The sequence below is a fragment of the Neobacillus sp. SRL179 genome (genome assembly GCF_984799095.1).
Window position 1 is genome coordinate 978,875 of record NZ_OZ481792.1, and the last position, 19,039, is coordinate 997,913.

General features: G+C 40.0%; 15 protein-coding genes. 12 read left to right on the forward strand and 3 right to left on the reverse strand.

The features are described from left to right. The first annotated feature begins 2 nt into the window (after nt 1-2). From AC4E8C_RS04810 to AC4E8C_RS04835, 6 genes are all read left to right on the forward strand, one after another. A complete protein-coding gene (locus AC4E8C_RS04810) occupies nt 3-1,160 on the forward strand; it encodes a thiolase family protein (RefSeq protein WP_490210704.1) in 1,158 nt (385 codons plus the stop codon). 130 nt (nt 1,161-1,290) lie between these two features. After that, complete coding sequence (locus AC4E8C_RS04815; RefSeq protein ID WP_490210705.1) at nt 1,291-2,865, forward strand: fatty acid--CoA ligase; 1,575 nt, start codon at nt 1,291-1,293, stop codon at nt 2,863-2,865. A 16-nt stretch (nt 2,866-2,881) separates the two neighbouring features. Continuing rightward, nucleotides 2,882-3,967, forward strand: coding sequence for a CaiB/BaiF CoA transferase family protein (locus AC4E8C_RS04820; protein WP_490210707.1), 1,086 nt, complete (start codon nt 2,882-2,884; stop codon nt 3,965-3,967). A 160-nt stretch (nt 3,968-4,127) separates the two neighbouring features. Beyond that, on the forward strand, nt 4,128-6,260 hold the full coding sequence (gene recQ / locus AC4E8C_RS04825) for a DNA helicase RecQ (RefSeq protein ID WP_490210709.1): 2,133 nt from the start codon (nt 4,128-4,130) through the stop codon (nt 6,258-6,260). Between the two features lie 105 nt (nt 6,261-6,365). Further along, nucleotides 6,366-7,145, forward strand: a complete 780-nt coding sequence (locus AC4E8C_RS04830; RefSeq protein WP_490212473.1) for an ABC transporter ATP-binding protein — start codon at nt 6,366-6,368, stop codon at nt 7,143-7,145. A gap of 2 nt (nt 7,146-7,147) precedes the next feature. Further along, on the forward strand, nt 7,148-8,782 hold the full coding sequence (locus AC4E8C_RS04835) for a hypothetical protein (protein ID WP_490210711.1): 1,635 nt from the start codon (nt 7,148-7,150) through the stop codon (nt 8,780-8,782). Between the two features lie 101 nt (nt 8,783-8,883). Here the strand turns inward: AC4E8C_RS04835 and AC4E8C_RS04840 are convergent, their stop codons facing one another. Further along, nucleotides 8,884-9,684, reverse strand: coding sequence for a formate/nitrite transporter family protein (locus tag AC4E8C_RS04840; RefSeq protein WP_490210713.1), 801 nt, complete (start codon nt 9,682-9,684; stop codon nt 8,884-8,886). A 237-nt stretch (nt 9,685-9,921) separates the two neighbouring features. Here AC4E8C_RS04840 and yfkAB point away from each other — a divergent pair, with 237 nt between their 5' ends. Both yfkAB and AC4E8C_RS04850 read left to right on the forward strand, forming a co-directional pair. After that, entirely contained in the window at nt 9,922-11,040 is a 1,119-nt protein-coding gene (gene yfkAB, locus AC4E8C_RS04845) for a radical SAM/CxCxxxxC motif protein YfkAB (protein ID WP_490210715.1), read from the forward strand. A gap of 237 nt (nt 11,041-11,277) precedes the next feature. Next, nucleotides 11,278-12,609 carry a GntT/GntP/DsdX family permease gene (locus tag AC4E8C_RS04850; RefSeq protein ID WP_490210717.1) on the forward strand — a complete coding sequence of 444 codons (1,332 nt, stop codon included), beginning with the start codon at nt 11,278-11,280 and terminating at the stop codon, nt 12,607-12,609. Nucleotides 12,610-12,746: 137 nt separating this feature from the next. Here the strand turns inward: AC4E8C_RS04850 and AC4E8C_RS04855 are convergent, their stop codons facing one another. Further along, nucleotides 12,747-13,592, reverse strand: coding sequence for a MurR/RpiR family transcriptional regulator (locus AC4E8C_RS04855; protein ID WP_490210718.1), 846 nt, complete (start codon nt 13,590-13,592; stop codon nt 12,747-12,749). A 148-nt stretch (nt 13,593-13,740) separates the two neighbouring features. Here AC4E8C_RS04855 and gnd point away from each other — a divergent pair, with 148 nt between their 5' ends. Continuing rightward, nucleotides 13,741-14,637, forward strand: a complete 897-nt coding sequence (gene gnd, locus AC4E8C_RS04860; RefSeq protein ID WP_490210720.1) for a phosphogluconate dehydrogenase (NAD(+)-dependent, decarboxylating) — start codon at nt 13,741-13,743, stop codon at nt 14,635-14,637. A gap of 90 nt (nt 14,638-14,727) precedes the next feature. Here the strand turns inward: gnd and gntK are convergent, their stop codons facing one another. Continuing rightward, nucleotides 14,728-16,272, reverse strand: coding sequence for a gluconokinase (gene gntK, locus AC4E8C_RS04865; protein WP_490210722.1), 1,545 nt, complete (start codon nt 16,270-16,272; stop codon nt 14,728-14,730). Nucleotides 16,273-16,591: 319 nt separating this feature from the next. Here gntK and AC4E8C_RS04870 point away from each other — a divergent pair, with 319 nt between their 5' ends. The 3 genes from AC4E8C_RS04870 to AC4E8C_RS04880 all read left to right on the forward strand — a co-directional run bounded on the left by AC4E8C_RS04870 (nt 16,592) and on the right by AC4E8C_RS04880 (nt 18,875). Further along, entirely contained in the window at nt 16,592-17,353 is a 762-nt protein-coding gene (locus AC4E8C_RS04870; protein WP_490210723.1) for a threonine/serine exporter family protein, read from the forward strand. 18 nt (nt 17,354-17,371) lie between these two features. Further along, the gene (locus AC4E8C_RS04875; RefSeq protein ID WP_490210725.1) at nt 17,372-17,818 is read left to right on the forward strand and encodes a threonine/serine exporter family protein; all 447 of its coding nucleotides are present in this window, start codon (nt 17,372-17,374) and stop codon (nt 17,816-17,818) included. Between the two features lie 379 nt (nt 17,819-18,197). Then, complete coding sequence (locus tag AC4E8C_RS04880) at nt 18,198-18,875, forward strand: C39 family peptidase (protein ID WP_490212474.1); 678 nt, start codon at nt 18,198-18,200, stop codon at nt 18,873-18,875. Nucleotides 18,876-19,039 lie beyond the last annotated feature (164 nt).

Genomic DNA, 19,039 nt, shown 5'->3' on the forward strand with positions numbered 1-19,039 from the left:
ACATGCGTGAAGTTGTCATTGTAGAAGGGGTTCGTACACCTGTTGGAAGAAGAAATGGCGTATTAAAGGACATTCGCCCCGATGACCTTGCTGGTCTAACGTTAAAAGAATTGGTCAATCGTACCGGTATTGACCCTGCCATTATTGATGATGTTATCTTAGGTTGTGTGACCCAGGCAGGAGAACAAGCGGGGGACATTGCCCGTGTAGCTGCATTAATTGCTGGCTTTCCGATCGAAGTTCCGGGGACAACGATTGACCGGCAATGTGGTTCGAGCCAACAAGCCGTCCATTTTGCGGCCCAGGCCATTCTAGCTGGGGATATGGATGTCGTGGTTGCCGGGGGTGTTGAAAGTATGACCCGTGTTCCGATGGGTTCTAACTATAATGGTGTGAAAGAACCTTTTAGTCCAACTTTAAGGGCGAAGTATGAAATGATCCATCAGGGACTGTCAGCCGAACGGATTGCTGAAAATTATGGCTTCACTCGCGGGGAGCTTGATCAATTCTCACTCGAGAGCCATCAAAAGGCACTTAAGGCGCAAGAAGAAGGCTATTTTGAAAGAGAAATTTTCCCACTAGAAGTGACGCTTCCTGATGGAACCACCGCTGTCATAAAAGAGGATTCTGGCCCAAGGAAAGGAACCTCCCTTGAGGCATTGGCCGGCTTGCGTACTTCGTTTAAAGAAGATGGAGTGATTCACGCTGGCAATTCCAGCCAAATCAGTGACGGTGCAGCTGCCCTATTACTGATGTCACGTAAAAAGGCAGAAGAACTCGGATTGAAGCCGCGTTTCCGTGTCCATACTCGTGTAGTCGTTGGCTCAGACCCCACTTTGATGTTGACGGGTCCGATTCCGGCCACACAAAAGGCGCTAGAAAAAGCAGGATTAACCATTGATGATATCGATATATTTGAAGTGAATGAAGCGTTTGCTCCCGTGCCCCTTGCCTGGTTAAAAGATGTCGGTGCCGATCCTGCAAAGCTTAACCCGAATGGAGGAGCCATTGCGCTTGGCCATCCGCTCGGCGGCAGCGGGGCGCGTTTAATGGTGACGCTGATGCATGAGCTTGAGCGCACTGGCGGACGGTATGGCCTGCAAACGATGTGTGAAGGCCATGGCATGGCGAACGCGACTATTATTGAGCGGTTAGATTAAGTTTGAGATTTTTGATTCGCAAATAAAAAGGGTAGATTCGCAAATAAATCTACCAGAATCGCAAATAAAATATTCAAATTCGCAAATAAACTAGCTTTTTTCGCAAATAAAAGTACCAGGAGGCGTTTAAATGAGTACGACGATTGGCAAAATCTTTGATTTAACAGTGAAAAAATTTCCAAACAAACCAGCTATTTATGATGTAAGGAAAAATGTCCGCTATACCTACAAAGAATGGAACGAACAGGTCAATCGGCTTGCCAATGCCTTGAAGAATGAAGGGGTCAACAAAGGGGATCGTGTATCTGCTTTTATGTTCAATACGGAAGAACTAGGGACTGCTCTTTTTGCTTGTGCGAAAATTGGCGCCGTCTTTAATCCGATTAATTTTCGATTAATGCCGGAAGAGGTGGCCTATATTTTAGTGGATGCCACCCCAAAAGTTGTCCTGTTTGAAAAAGCCTTGGAACCTGTTATATCATCCATTGAAAATCGCTTTGAAAAGATGTCCTTTTGGTTTATTGATGAAGATCAACCAGAATATGCCGCCTCCTATCAAGAAAAATTACGGGCTGCTTCCACCGATGAGATTCACATAGACATAACAGAAAATGATATCTACGCATTTATTTATACAAGTGGGACCACGGGAAGACCTAAAGGTGTCATGCACACCCACCGTAATATGATCGACCAAAGCTTACTGTGCATTGCTGCCTGCAAACTGGAAGCAAATGATGTTGGTCTTGTAACAGCACCCATGTTCCATTGTGCAGAACTGCACTGCGCCTTCATCCCAAGGGTACATGTGGGTGCTAGCAGCGTGATTTTGCATCAATTTAATCCGAAAGCAATCCTGCAATTATTCCAACAGGAAAAAATCACAAAATTATTTGCTGCTCCAACCATGTGGAACATGCTGCTTCAAGAGGATTTGAGTCAATATGATCTTTCCAGCTTGAAACTGGGGTTATATGGTGCAGCACCGATGGCACCGTCTCTTGTCCATGCGATCCATGACCGCTTAGGGATCTCCTTAATTCAGGCGTATGGAATGACGGAAATGGGACCGGCCATCGCCTTTCTATCAGCAAACGATCAGCTTAGAAAAGCGGGGTCAGCAGGCCAAGCAGCACTAAGTCATGATATTCGGATTGTACGTACTCGGGAGGATGGTCCCTCGGATCCGGATGATATTGCATCTGTGGGGGAGACAGGTGAAATCATTGTCCAAGGACCTTGTATGATGTTGGGCTATTATAATCGTGAAGAAGCAACAGAAAAAGCAATGTATAAAGGCTGGTACCATGCGGGTGATATTGGATATCTTGATGAAGAAGGTTTCCTTTATGTAAATGACCGAGTCGATGACATGATTATCAGTGGCGGCGAGAATATTTATCCGCGTGAAGTGGAGGATATTTTACATGCACATGCAGGAGTTTTGGATGTCGCGGTTGTCGGACAGCCAGATGACCGCTGGGGAGAAACCGTGACGGCTTTTGTGGTTAAAAAGGATCCCCATCTGACGGACCAAGAGTTAGATGAATTCTGCAAAACTAGTGATAGTTTAGCAAACTATAAACGCCCGCGAAAATATGTGTTCTGTGAAACACTGCCGCGGAATGCGAGCGGAAAGATTCAAAAATTCATACTAAGGAAACAACTGGAGGAACTATTTGCTCCCGGTTCGAGCAATTCGTAAGAAGGGGATTAAAACTATGTTAAATGGTATTAGAGTGGTTGATTTCACGAACTATTTGCCAGGTCCCTTTGCGACCTTACGACTAGCGGATTTGGGGGCGGAAATTATTAAGGTGGAGGCGCCGGAGGGAGACCCCGCTCGAAATACAGGCATATCAAAACGGGGGACAGGGCTTGTCTTTCTTGCCAACAACCGCCAAAAGAAAAGCATTACCCTTAATTTAAAAGAAACCAATGATTTGCATCAAGCTTTCACACTGATTGAAAGTGCTGATGTCTTAATTGAAAGTTTTAGACCTGGTGTCATGGAGAAACTGGGCCTAGGATTTGAAACTGTGAAAAAAATAAAACCGGATATCGTGTATTGCTCCATTTCAGGCTATGGACAAGAAGGACTACTAAGTACTTTGGGCAACCATGATCTTAATTATATGGCGTTAAGCGGCGTCTTGGCCCAGCTGAAGGATGACCAGGGCAGGCCCGTTCATCCTTCTATTACAATCGCTGATTATCTGGGCGGGTATGCTGCCAATGAACGAATCTTAGCAGGATTAGTCTCTAAGTTTTTGACCGGAAAAGGAAGCTATCATTCTATCTCCATCACCGATCAATTAGTATCATTACTGGGGAACCATGTCTTAATGGAACAGGAGACTGGTGAAGGAACGGGCATTAACGTACTGAATGGAAGTATTATTTCCTATTGTATTTATGAAACCAAGGATAACCGTTATATGAGCTTGGGGGCGCTTGAACCAAAATTTTGGAATAACTTTTGCGTGACCCTAGGACGTGAGGATTGGCTCGAGGCTCATTTTTCCAAAACGGTTGAGTCAAACCCTATCTATCAAGAGGTTATCTCCCTATTTAAAAGTAAGAGTTTTGATGAATGGATAGCGTTTTCTCAAAAGGTAGATTGTTGTATGGCGCCAGTGCTGGAAATAGGGGAACTTAGCACATATCCATACTTTCAAGAGAAAGAGCTTATCTTTACCTCTTCTTGGGGAGACTGCCAAGTGAAAATGCATAGTGATTTGAAACTGAAGGAAATCACTCCGCCTCCCCAAAAAGGGGCGCATGGCAGCCTGCTGTTGAATAATTAATTGAAAGGGCACGTATACTGATGGAATTTATAAGTGGTACTTTGGTCTCTTAAAAAGGGATCTTTTTTTTCTCCTTAGTTTTTCAAAATGGGACTTCGAGGGGTATAATGGGATTATGAATAAAGATAGAATGCACTCGAATTAGAAAGGAGAAACGATTTTGTTTGAAAAAGCCCTGCCTCTACTAGAATCTTATTTTGGTTATACCTCGTTCCGAACAGGTCAAGAGCAAGCGATCCGTTCCGTTTTAGCCGGTGAAAACACCATTACTGTCATGCCGACAGGCGGAGGGAAATCCATCTGCTATCAAATTCCTGCTCTCGTTCTCCCAGGTACCACTATTGTTATATCCCCCCTCATCTCTTTAATGAAGGATCAAGTTGATGCCCTAATTCAAGTTGGAATCCCAGCGACATTTATTAATAGTTCTTTAAGTTATCGTGAAGCAAACGAGCGGATGAGAGAGGCCATAGAGGGAAAATACAAGCTTTTGTACATCGCGCCAGAGCGGTTGGAATCCCATGAATTTCTTCAAGAGCTTTCTTACATGGATATTCCTTTAGTTGCCGTGGATGAAGCCCATTGTATTTCTCAATGGGGACATGATTTCCGTCCGAGCTACCGCCATATTCAGTATATGGTTTCAAGTCTGCCGCAAAAGCCAGTTATCCTAGCTCTTACTGCCACAGCGACACCAAGAGTTCGGGAAGATATTTGCGCATCATTAGATATAGATGAAGAGAATACGATAATTACAGGATTTGAACGAAAGAATCTATCATTTACCGTCATTAAAGGACAAGACCGGCAGAAGTTTTTAAATGAGTATTTAAAAAAGAATGAGAAAGAAGCGGGCATCATTTATGCAGCCACAAGGAAAAATGTGGACCAGCTTTATGAGAAACTCAAGAAAGCTAACATTAAGGCGGCACGATATCACGCAGGTATGGGGGATGTTGACCGTGCGCGTGAACAAGAACGATTTTTAGAAGATAAAGCATCTGTTATGGTGGCAACCTCAGCATTTGGGATGGGCATCGATAAGAGTAATATTCGTTATGTCGTTCATTACCAGATGCCGAAAAATATGGAAAGCTATTATCAGGAAGCAGGGCGTGCCGGCCGGGACGGGTTAGATAGTGAATGTATCTTGCTTTATTCCCCGCAGGATGTGCAAGTCCAGCGCTTTTTAATTGACCAATCCAGCGATCGCAGCCGGATGACACAGGAATTAGAAAAACTGCAGCAAATGGCTGATTACTGCCACACAGAGGATTGTCTGCAGGAATTTATTTTAAAGTATTTTGGTGAAATAGAAACGGACAGCTGCGGGAGATGCGGCAACTGCTTAGACACGCGGACAAGCATGGATGTAACCAGGGAAGCGCAAATGGTCATGTCATGTGTCATTCGAATGGGACAGCGTTTTGGTAAAACACTAACGGCACAAGTACTAACCGGTTCGAAAAACAAGAAAGTCACAGAAATGGGCTTTGATCGGCTGACGACGTATGGAATTATGAAGGAGAAGAGTTCAAAAGAAGTTAGTGATTTTATTGAATTCCTAATATCACAGGAGTTGCTTGCGATTGAGCAAGGGCAATTTCCAACCATATATGTTTCGTCAAAGGGAAAAGAGATCTTACAAGGAAAACAACAAGTCTACCGAAAAGAAACTGTTTCGGTTAAGGTAGTTTCCAAGGATGACCCATTGTTTGAGGAATTACGAGAGGTCCGGAAACGGATTGCTGAAATAGAAAAAGTACCGCCATTTGTGATTTTTTCCGATGCCTCCTTAAAGGACATGTGTGCCAAGCGGCCGACATCAAGCGAAGAATTCTTACTGGTAAGCGGTGTTGGGAATCTAAAGCTTGAAAAATACGGACTTGAGTTCATCCAAGCGATCCGTTCCTTTTGCGAAAACCACCCAGATTACCAAAGTGAGGTTATCCCTGTTGATAAACCCACAAAAAAACCTGCTAAAAAAGCCGTTACTGACTCGCATCTAGAGACATTGAAGTTAAACCAAGACCATTTAACGATTCCGGAAATAGCCGAGCAGCGTGATTTGGCGGTCAGTACAGTGGAAAATCATTTAATCCAATGTGCCCAACAAGGCTTAGAAGTTGATTTTTCAAAGCATATTCCAGAAGCGTACCTGCCACTTCTAGCAAAGGCGGTAGAAGAAGCAGGCCGCGATCGTTTAAAACCGATTAAAGAACTTCTTCCTGAAGAAGTTAGTTATTTTATGATAAAAGTTTATGTGTATTTTCTAAGTAAAAAAAATAAATAATTACATGGCTGGTCATTAGTGGCCAGTCATTTTTTGTTCTTTTAATAGAAGAGGAGGAAAAATATGTTAATATGGAACTATCATTCATGAGGGAAGGTGAAGATTATCAACGATATCGTATTGTCTATTAAAGATTTAGAAAAACACTTTGGTGTAAAAAAAGTCCTGAAGGAAATTAACTTAACGGTTTATCGCGGACAGATCATTGGCTATATAGGCCCGAATGGTGCAGGAAAAAGTACAACAATTAAGATTTTACTTGGACTAGAAAGCGATTATGCCGGGAGGGTGGAGATATTTGGCGAGGAACTCACAGATCAAAATATAGAGTACAAAAGAAAAATAGGGTATGTACCGGAGATTGCCGAACTTTATGATAATCTTACAGCGCAAGAATACTTAACCTTTGTGGGAGAATTATATGGGTTGGACTTTCAAGCAGCGGATGATAAAGCACGAAGGTTGATGAAGGTTTTTGGCCTGGAAGAGGTTTATTGGTCCAGAATGTCATCCTACTCAAAAGGAATGCGGCAAAAGGTTTTAATCATATCTAGTTTATTACATAATCCCGATCTGTTATTTTTAGACGAGCCGTTAAGTGGATTGGATGCCAACAGTGTGATGGTCTTTAAAGAAATATTAGCCATCCTTGCCGCACAGGGAAAAACCATTTTTTACTCTTCACATATCATGGATGTTGTTGAAAAAATTAGCAGCCGCATTATCCTGATCAACGACGGAAAAATTATTGCCGATGGTAGTTTCAATGAGTTGAAGAAGCAAAATAAGGAAGGGACATTGGAACAAATCTTTAATCAGCTGACGGGTTTTAATGAATATAAAGGACTCGCTGAGGAATTTGTGTCCATTGTTCAAGAGGAATAGCGATGAAGAACTTTCGAACTTTGAGATTTTTAGATTTATTTCGTGGCCTCTTTGAAAGTATGGGTGTCAACTATCCAATCATGAGAAGGATATTAGCTGTTAAATTCACGATGGATGGGCGCAGGATCCCGACCATCTTTAACCAGCAGGCAAAGAAAAAGACAAAACCAGAAGAAAATGGATTTATGAAATCATTAGGGATGTATGTCTTATTGAGTGTAATGCTGATTCCTTTGGTTCTTTTTGGCGATAACTACCTCTATCAAATGAGCATTTTATTTGGAATTGTCATGTTCCTGGTCATGACATCGATGATTTCCGATTTTTCAAATGTCCTTCTTGATGTGAGGGACAAAGGGATACTCCTGACAAAGCCTGTTGAAAAAAGGACACTCAACGCGGCAAAGACCATTCATATTTGCGTTTATTTAATCTTTCTTACGACAGCCCTCACATTAGTTCCCATCCTGATCGGGACCTTTAGGCATGGTATTTTATTTTTCATCCTAGCTGTAATAGCGCTTATTTTAGTCAACTTATTTATTGTGGTGTTGACGGCTATCATCTATTACTTTATTTTGCGATTCTTTGATGGGGAAAAGTTAAAGGATATCATTAATTACGTACAAATTGGCTTATCCGTTTCCATTGCAATTGGCTATCAAATCTTAGGGAGGGCCTTTAGCCTTGTCGATATGAAAATGACGTTTTCTCCAAGCTGGTGGCAATTCTTCCTTCCGCCCATTTGGTTTGGCGCCCCATTTGAAGTGATTCTACGACACCATTTTGATGCCTATCTGTTGACCTTTTCAATATTTGCCGTGGTCATACCGCTTATTTCCATCGTGATTTATAGTAGGATGATGCCTTCTTTTGAAAGAAATCTGCAAAAGCTTTCAAATAACAACGGGGGAACTAAACGGAAGGAACGGAGATGGAAAACGGAGCTTGTTAGGGTCATTTGTAGAAGTGTTGAGGAAAGGACCTTTTATCATTTTGCCGACAATATGATGCGAAATGAAAGAGAATTTCGTTTAAAAGTGTACCCTGGGCTAGGGATGGCGTTAATCGTTCCGTTTATTATTATGTTTAATCAACTTCAAATGAATTCTTTTGCCCATTTAGCTTCAAGCAAAGGGTATTTAGCGATTTACTTTTGCAGTTTAATGATCCCCAATGCTGTTTTAATGCTGAAGTATTCGGGTAAATATAAAGGTGCTTGGATTTATAAGACAGCACCCTTACACAATCTGGCACCCTTATATAGTGCCGCTCTAAAAGTGTTTATTGTCAATCTCTTTTTTCCTATTTACTTCATCATCAGCACGATTTTTATCGGTATTTTTGGAATCAGGATTATGGACGATTTATTAGCCATATTTATTACTGCTATATTATTTACCGTCGTTTGTTCCATCTATCTTAAAGATACAGTACCATTTACAGAATCGTTTGGGGAGGTCCAGAGTTCTGGAATAAAAGTAATCCTTCCCCTTTTATTGGTTGCCGTTTTTGCTGGAATCCATTTGGCAGCGACTTTGATTCCATATGGTGTTCCCATTTATTTAATCATCCTGCTTATTGGTACCATCTTTGCTTGGAAAATCGCCTATAAAACGATATGGATGACTTCCTGAAGAATCATTATTTTTAGAATATTCACAATAATTGTCGGTATCCCTCTGATCATGTAGATATTTCCCTGGGAATTTGTCGATATAGAAAAACAGGGCTACATTTAGTGGCCCTGTTCTTTGTCGTACTCATCGAGAAATGGCTTGTTCGCATAGTAATACATCATCCCCATAAACACTGAACCGCCAATAAGATTCCCTATCGTAACTGGAATCAGATTATGGATGACACCGGCCCAAGATATCGTCCCAGGGTGATTTAATACAAGTGCGATTGCGAATGTACACATATTGGCGATACTATGTTCATACCCGGAAATAAAAAAGCAAAATACAAATAGCATCATCGCAAACATTTTTGGTCCATCCCCCTTTAATCCCATCGGAAGAAAGAAGGCCATGCAAACAAGCCAATTACAAAGGATCGCGCGGAAAAATAATTGTGTCGTTGGTACCTGCATTTTAATTTCCACGACATGAAGTAAAAAACCATTAACAGACGATTCAGCATAGAGACCTGTAGTAAAAATGATAAAAGCAAAGACAGCAGCTCCTAAAATATTACCAGCATAACTGCAAATCCAAAGCTTGATTACGTCCATCCAGGTCATTTTATTTCGAAGAGCCGCATACGTGTAATAAAAAGTGTTTCCTGTAAACAAATCTCCGCCGCCGTAGGCAATTAAAATGATTGCAGCACCAAAGGTGAGTGCAGCCATCGGATAAGCGAAAGGGGAATGTTCCACATAAAAGAAATTTCCTGTTTTAAAGGCGACAATGACGCCAAACCCAATAAACATACTCGCAAGCATGGCCCGCAAAAGATAACGAAGGAGACTTTGCTTAAATATTTTCACCTTTTTTAAGGCTAGTTTCTCCACCTCTGCTAAAGGTTGCATTTCCATGTAGTTCGAACCCCATTTCTAATACCGTTTTATCATCTCTTTATCTTTAACAAAAAGAGTTTTGATATGTATCAATGTGGTAAAGTTACCAAATAATCTCGAATTTGAAAAGCTTTATATCCTGTGAATACACCTATTTTCACCATCATAAACTTTTATAATAGTTTTAAATAACACTCTCAACGCAATATCAGCTATAATAATAAGGTTTTGAAACTGTTTATAAGGAGTTACACTATGTTAAAAACAAGAAAGATTACGCCTCAATATGATCCATGGGAAGCCTATTTAGACATAGAGGAATATGGAAAACCGCAGCTGACCAATATTGAATTTACTACGACCACGCTTTGTAACATGCGCTGTGAGCATTGTGCAGTAGGTTATACACTTCAGACAAAGGACCCAGTTGCACTTCCAGTTGATTTAATCCTTCAAAGGTTAGAAGAAATTCCTTCCCTTCGTTCCTTAAGTATTACGGGTGGGGAACCGATGCTATCATTATCCTCTGTGAGGAATTACGTGGTACCGATTTTAAAATATGCCCATGAGCGTGGGATTCGAACACAAATCAACTCTAATTTGACCCTTGAATTGGGGCGTTATGAACTAATCGTTCCTTACTTAGATGTCTTACATATTTCACATAACTGGGGAACAGTAGATGATTTTGCCGAGGGCGGTTTTGCCCGGATGGAGAAGAAGCCTAATTATGAGCAACGAGAAAAATATTTTAGGAGAATGATAGAGAATAGCCGTGAGCTTGTTAAGGCTGGGGTTATGGTCTCTGCCGAAACGATGTTAAACAAACGGACCCTGCCGCACTTAGAAAAAATTCACCGGCAAATTGTAGAGGAGATGCACTGTCAACGTCATGAGGTGCACCCTATGTATCCAAGCGACTTTGCAAGTACACTAGAAACATTATCACTGATAGAAATTAGAGAAGCTATCCATCACTTGCTAGATAATCGTGATGAAAATGTCTGGATGCTGTTTGGTACGTTGCCATTTTATGCATGCAGCAGAAATCAGGAAGATTTGGACCTTTTAAAAAGGCTTTATCAAAGTAAAAACGTTACAGTCAGAAATGATCCGGATGGACGCTCCAGACTGAATGTAAATATATTTAATGGTGAAATTATCGTGACCGATTTCGGTGATACCCCGCCCCTAGGAAATATTCAATCCACAAATCTATTGCATGCGTTTGAAACCTGGCAATCATCGGCGTTATCAAAACAGTTGAGCTGTCATTGTCCAGCTGTATCTTGCCTTGGACCCAATATATTAGTCAAAAATAGTTATTACCCAGATGTTGACTTTAGTGTACGTCAAAATAACATACAAAAATAAAACGCGGAGACAATTTTTTTGTCTCTTTTTTAATTTTTTAAGGAACAATAATAACAAGACGAAGAAAACTGATGGAACATATCCTTTTATTTGATGTGAAAAAAGGTTTAAAAAATAATAAATAAATATTTTTCGAAAATTATTGTTGTAAAAAGAAATTTTTTTTCGTATAATGAAATCAATTGAAAGTGCTTTCATCTTTTTCATAGAAAATTATAAACAAAGGGGACAGGTATTATGGATGCGTATTTATTAATCATCACATTACTTGCAATTGTAATCGTTATATTAGGAGTTTCCTTATTTAAATGGCATGCGTTTATTAGTTTAACAGTTGCCGGTTTATTTTTAGCTATTTTCTCCGGTATGGGCTTGGATAAAATTGTAGCCGCTTACGAAACAGGTGTTGGCGGAACTTTAGGACATTTAGTGGGTATTTTAGCTTTAGGAACCATTTTAGGTAAGATGTTATCTGAATCTGGTGCGGGTTTGCAAATTGCTAATTATTTCATTAAAATCTTTGGCGAAAAGAAGTTGCCATGGGCAATGTTTTTGTCAGGATTCGTTATTGGAATTCCTGTTTTCTTTGAAGTAGGGATTTTGATCTTATTACCACTAGTTATTTCCATTCAAAAAGCATCAAAACAAAACATTCTATTGATTGGTTTGCCAGCTATCGCCGGTTTATCCATCGTTCATGGTCTTGTTCCTCCACATCCAGGTGCGATTGCAGCAATTGGCCTGTATGGAGCTAATCTTGGCAGGGTATTACTTTACTCATTAATCATTGCAATTCCTGCCGGTATTATCGGTGGACCATTATTTGCAAAGTATATTAACAAAAGAGTAATTCCTGCTGGGGAACCTGAATTAATTAAAGTAGAAGATATTTCAGGTAAAAAGTCTGTACCTAGCGTAGGAATTTCCTTCCTGTCTATCTTAATGCCGGTTATCTTAATGGTTTTAGGAACCGCTGCACCATATTTATCTGTACCAGCAGGATTTGAGAAAGTATTAGTATTTATCGGAAGTCCGATTATTGCCTTATTAATATCTTGTTTCTTAGCTTTCTACTTCCTTGGCTTCCGTCAAGGAATTGACAAAAATACAATCAAGAAATTCACTGAAGAGTGTATATTACCAGTCGGTTCGATCGTGTTAATTATTGGAGCTGGCGGTGGTTTTAAACAAATCCTTATTGAAAGCGGTGTGGCCAAGGTTATTGCCTCTGCGTCAGAAGGAATGTCACTATCTCCACTTGTTTTAGCATTCTTAATCGCTGGTTTAATTCGTATTGCAACAGGTTCAGCTACAGTGGCTTTAACTACAGCTGCTGGCATCGTTGCACCAATTGTTGCTAATATGTCCGGTGTGAATTTAGAATTGCTTGTTATCGCTACTGGTGCAGGTTCGTTAATGTTCTCGCACGTAAACGATGCCGGATTCTGGATGGTAAAAGAGTATTTAGGATTATCGATTCAAGAAACATTTAAAACTTGGACGGTACTAGAAACGATCTTGTCCTTTGTGGCCTTCGCGGGTGCCTTAATTGTAAATATGTTTGTCTAAAAAACAGATTTGTTTTCTAGAATGTAAGTGATTAAAACAAGAGGATGGCCTATTGATTAGGTCATCCTCTTGTTATTAGCGTGTAAAAGCCAGCATTACGAGTTTGTTATGCTGGCTTTAACTATCGATAATGTAGGTTATATTCTTGTTTCTAAGATTGCTTCTCTCACTTTTTTTAGTGAGTGTTTTGCCTTTTCGTTATTTAATACCATAATATTGACATAAAGAGCGTCAATTAGGCTTAATTGAGCTATTCTCGAGGAAAGCGCTTCGGAACGGTATTCCGTCTCTTCAGAGCTTGTATAAAGGGCAACATCTGAAAGCTGACAAATGGGTGATTTTGGATAACCTGTAATGCCAATTGTTTTAGCCCCATTTTTTTTGGCTGTTTTTAATATATTGATCGTATCTTTGTTTGTCCCCGAGTGGGAGATCACTACAGCAACATCTTTGTCGCTCAATTGGGAGGCGGACATAAGTTGAAAGTGTGAATCAATAAATGCAAACGCTTTAATTCCAGTGCGCACAAATTTATGAAAAGCATCCATGGCCACAACACTTGATCCGCCCGTTCCATAAAACTCTACCCGATTCGCCTGCATCAGTAAATCAACGGCAGTCTTTATTGACGTTCCATCGAGAATTTGCAGAGTGTTTTCCAATGTTCTGATATTCGATTGAAAAATCTTATCCGCTACCGTTTTTTCATTATCATCTTCAGTGATTTCTTCGTGAATCTGTTGAATTGGCTCAATAATTTCAGAAGCAAGGGCAATTTTCAATGCTTGATACCCCTTAAAACCAATTCGTTTACAAAAGCGAAACACGGTCGCATCTGCGATTTTCAAATCCTCAGCCACTTCATTGATCGTGTTATGAATAATTTTTTCAGGATTCTCCAAAATATAGTCAGCAACCTTTTTTTCCTTTTCACTAAGACGTGCGTAATAGGAGCGTATTTTCCCCAAACAGTTCTGCGCCATAATTAAATGTCCTCTCTACATAAAATCTTAACTTAATTATAGCATGAACCGCTCTGAAAAAATATTTTTTCAAAGGATATTTGATTTAAGAAAAAATATTTCATATAATAATTGTATAAAGTGAAATTTATTTCGGAGGAGATTTTACATGAATATTGGTTTAATAGGATTAGGAAAAATGGGTTATAATTTGGCCCTTAATTTAATGGAACATAACCATGAAGTGGTGGCATTCGATGTTAATCAAGAAACTGTAAACAAAATAAGCGGGGAAGGGGCAGTTGGAGCTGCAACAATTCCTGAATTAGTTGAAAAACTGCCAAGCCCGAAAATCCTATGGCTGATGGTTCCATCTGGACCGATCACCCAACAAGTCATCGATGAGCTTCAGGGCTTATTGGGGGCTGGTGATATTGTCGTTGATGGGGGAAATTCTCATTATAAAGACTCGATTCGAAGGGGAAAGGCACTTTCTGAAAAGGGTGTATATTTCTTTGATGCGGGTACGAGCGGCGGTATGGCGGGTGCGAGGGAAGGCGCCTGCATGATGGTAGGCGGAGACAAAGAAGTCTTCAGTACAATTGAGCCCGTTTTTCGTGATATCAGTGTTGAAAATGGCTATTTGTATGCTGGAAAGAGCGGCAGCGGCCACTTCTTAAAAATGATTCATAATGGGATTGAGTACGGAATGATGCAAGCAATCGCTGAGGGATTTGAAGTTTTAGAGAAAAGCGATTTTGACTTTGATTATGAAAAAGTGGCTCGTGTTTGGAATAATGGCTCCGTCATCCGCTCTTGGCTGATGGAACTAACAGAAAACGCCTTTTCGAAGGATCCTAAACTAGACACAATCAAAGGAGTTATGCATTCGTCTGGAGAAGGAAAATGGACCGTTGAGACCGCACTTGAACTACAAACAGCCATGCCAGTAACAGCACTTTCATTGATGATGAGATATCGTTCTCTTGAGGAAGACACTTTCACTGGAAAAGTGGTTGCAGCGCTAAGAAATGAATTTGGCGGCCACGCTGTTGAAAATAAATAATGTAATCCAAAACAAGCATTCGACCATAAGGCCGGATGCTTGTTTTTTTATTATTGAATTCTTCAGAAGAAACCCTTGATTTAGAAGTAATCACTTTACCCATTTTTTCTGGAAATTAGTGATTGAACTATACTCTGCATCCAATAAACGTGAGACACGGATAAAGATTGGAGTTAATTCCTCATAAATTTCGACATTACTTTCAATCGGCTGGTGGGCATGTGTAGAACCCACTAATTCAGACATGATAGAGAAATCGTCTATTTCACCAAGAGCATACATCCCAAGAACAATCGCCCCTAAACAAGAACTTTCAAAGCTTTCTGGGACGACAACTTCTTGGTTGAAAATATCAGCCATCATTTGACGCCATAATTCAGATCTCGCAAAGCCGCCAGTAGCTTGAATTTTTTTTGGCACCCCAATCATCTCCTGAAGGGCAAGTAACACCGAATATAAATTAAAGATAACCCCTTCAAGTACGGCACGTATCATATGCTCTTTTTTATGATGAAGGCCAAGGCCAAAAAATGATCCTCTAGCATTTGCATTCCATAGGGGCGCACGTTCGCCTGCTAAGTATGGGTGAAAAATAAGTCCATCTGCACCTGGCGTAACTCCTGAGGCAATCTTTGTTAACACCTCATATGGGTCTATTCCCAAGCGCTTCGCTGTTTCAACCTCAGCCGAAGCCAGCTCATCGCGAACCCAGCGGAAAGTCATACCACCATTATTAACCGGACCACCTACAACCCAATGTTTGTCTGTTAAGGCGTAGCAGAAAATTCTTCCCTTTGGATCTGTAACTGGACGATCCGTAACGGTGCGAATGGCGCCACTAGTACCAATAGTTACAGCTACCACACCTGGGTCAATTGCATTTACGCCAAGATTGGAGAGAACTCCATCACTAGCGCCAACAACAAATGGTGTCTCGGCTGGTAAGCCAAGCTCTACAGCGTATTCCTGCTGTAAACCTGTTAAATAATAAGTGGTCGGCACCAATTCGGATAGTTTGTCACTGTTTATTCCGGCTACCTTTAAGGCTTCCTCATCCCATGTCAGCTGCTCGAGATTAAACATGCCAGTGGCCGATGCAATCGAATAGTCTATGACATATTTGCCAAATAGTTTATGGAATATGTATTCCTTGATGCCAATAAATTTACTAGTTTGATTAAAGAGTTCCGTTTCGTCGTTGCGCAGCCAAGTAATTTTTGCGAGTGGAGACATCGGGTGAATCGGTGTTCCGGTCCGTCGATAAATGGCGAGTCCATTAAGTTCATTTTTAATTGTATCAGCCCATGAAGTGGCACGGCTGTCTGCCCAGGTAATACAACGAGTAAGGGGTTTATCATTTTCGTCCATTGCAATTAAGCTGTGCATGGCTGAACTGAATGAGACCAGTTTAAGATTTTTTGAATCTATTTCGCCCTTTTTGATGGCTACTTTAATCGTTTCGAGAACGGCCTGGAAAATTTCCTCGGGATCTTGCTCAGCAATAGCGGGTGCAGGGCTATATAACGGGTATCCTGCATGGTGCATACTAATGACAGTTCCTTTTTCTCCGTAGAGCACGGCCTTTGTACTAGTAGTACCGATATCAACACCAAGATAATAAGATGGTTTATCCATTAGAAAATCTCCTTCAAATAAATAATTAAGTTGAGCTTAACAGATTTTAAACGAAAAAAATTCTTCTATATTTAAATAGACAAGAAAAAATTTTTCTTATATAACAATTGTAACTGAAAAATTCCTTCATTTGAAACTATTTTAATTAAATTTTATTAACTTTTGCTCAAAATGGCTCCTATTTTAATTTTTTGTTATAAAGGCTATTAATATGTAGCCGTATTCTCTAAACGTAAATGTTAAAATAAAAAATTGCTTTAAAAACTTGTTTTGATTTAAACTAAAGTATCAAATGTTGAAATATGTGGTGAGTTATAAAATGGACAATGTAAGCGAACAAACATATGAAATAATGGAGGTCTGCCTGCTGGCTGGAAAGATAATGCTTCAAAGCGGCGGAGAAACCTATCGGGTTGAGGATACAATGATGCGAATCGCTGCTTCTTTTGGGATTGAAAAATCACATAGTTATGTCACGCCAACAGGAATTATTTTTTCCGCAGAAGGATCCGAACCGACAAAGACAAAGCTCATTCGAATATCAGAACGGTCAACCGATTTAAAGAAGGTTGCCATGGTAAATAGTGTTTCTAGAAGGATAAGTAGTGGGGAACTAGGTTTAGAGGAAGCATTAGAGCAATTAAAAGAAATTCATTCACGAAATGAAACTTTTCCATTTCGTATCCAAGTTGCTGCTGCCTCATTATCGAGCGGTTGTTTTATGATCATGTTTAATGGCAGCTGGAATGACTTTATCCCTGCAATGATCGCTGGCGGAGGAGGTTATTATAGCTTTGTTCATTTTCATCGCTTTGTCCCGATCAAATTTTTTTCAGAGTTCCTAGCATCCTTCATAATCGGATTGATTTCTTTGCTATTCGTAAAAATCGGTGTAGGTCACCAATTGGATACTATAATAATTGGTTCAGTCATGACATTAGTCCCTGGACTGTTAGTGACCAATGCCATTAGAGATTTAATGGCTGGCCATTTGGTTTCAGGTTTGTCAAAAGGTGCGGAGGCATTCCTAACAGCTTTTGCGATTGGCGCAGGAATTGCGATTGTTTTATCATTTTTGTAAAGGAGCTGATTATTTTAAATGGAGATACTAGGGCAGTTAGTCACTAGTTTTTTTGCAACAGGAGCCTTTGGCATTCTATTTAATGCTCCGAAAGAATCATTAGTAAAATGTGGATTAATAGGGATGGGCGGCTGGTTAATTTATTATCTCCTCAATGACTACTTAAATAATCCGATCATGGCTACATTAGCCGCAACTATATTTATTGCTGTTCTAAGTCAGGAAATGGCAAAATTATATAAAATGCCAGTTATTATTTTTAGTGTTGCCGGCATTATACCCCTTGTTCCAGGCGGTTTGGCATACGATGCCATGCGGAAATTTGTAGAAAATGATTACAACTCTGCCATCGCTTTAGCTGCTAAAGTACTTATGTTAGCGGGCTCCATAGCGTTCGGGCTAGTTTTTTCAGAAGTAATTAATCAATTGGTTCGCAAAATTCATCAAAATAAGGTAAGAAATTAAAAGAGGGTATCCCAAAAGGTCTGTCCTTACGCTCATATCTCAAATTTGTAGGCCCTATACTACAAGTTGGGGATTGAGGTGGCTGACACTTTGTTATGGGGCGCCCTCTTTTCTTAAGGTTATCTTAAGGATTAGTGAATATTATTAAATTGGAAAAACTTTTCCTTTATACTAATCTAAGTATTTGTTATGGTTATATAGTAGTATATTGGTAAAACAGACACAAAGTATCTAATAAGGAATGGTTAGACTGCCTATGAAAAAGTTTTTAATTACTATAGTGGTTCTTTTGGTTTTATTTCTAAGTGCCATGACAATTTTTATAATCCTAACAGATCGTGAGACAGCCGTTCTTAGTGCTAAAACAATATTTGCAAAAATGACGGACAATCAGAAAAGTGAGCAAGTGAACGAAGCAGTGCCATTAAAAGATCGGGAAGTTGCACTACTTTCAAAGGAAGCTCCGAGTTTACCAGATAGTATAGTACTAGATGTGCCATTAATCAATCAAATGGATCAGCCGAAGCTTTACAATGGCTGTGAGGTAACTAGCCTGGCGATGATTCTTAATTATGCTGGTATAGAGGTAACAAAGAACGAGCTGGCAGAAAATATTAAAACTGTTCCGTTAAACTATAATAATGGTAAAAAAGGAAATCCTAATGCAGGCTTTGTTGGGGATATGGCACATGGACCTGGACTAGGGGTCTATAATGGTCCTGTATTTGAATTGGCTCAAAAATATGCAGGCGATAAAGCTGTTAATCTAACAAATAAGCCATTTACTGATATATTAAAAGAAGTTGGCCAAGGGCGGCCAGTATGGATTATTACGACGAGTAGCTTTGCACCCGTTTCAGTCTTTCAAACATGGGATACACCGCAGGGGAAAATCAAAATCACTTTTAGCGAACATAGTGTGGCCATAACAGGATATGATGATCATTATATTTATATAAATAATCCATATGGTGAGAAAAACCAAAAGATAAATCGTGAGACTTTTATTAAAGCGTGGGAGCAAATGGGCAGCCAAGCAATTGTTATCAAAGAGTAAATAAAGTTGGAAAATTGGACGAAGGCAGAGGGAGTTTCCCTCTGCCTTCTTAGCATTTGATTCATAAGAGAATCTATATCGTAACTTGTGTATGGTTGTTTAGTTAAGGCCTGTGAATAAGTCCCTATCTATTATCTATGAAAACTGTCTAATTTCAGCGCCAG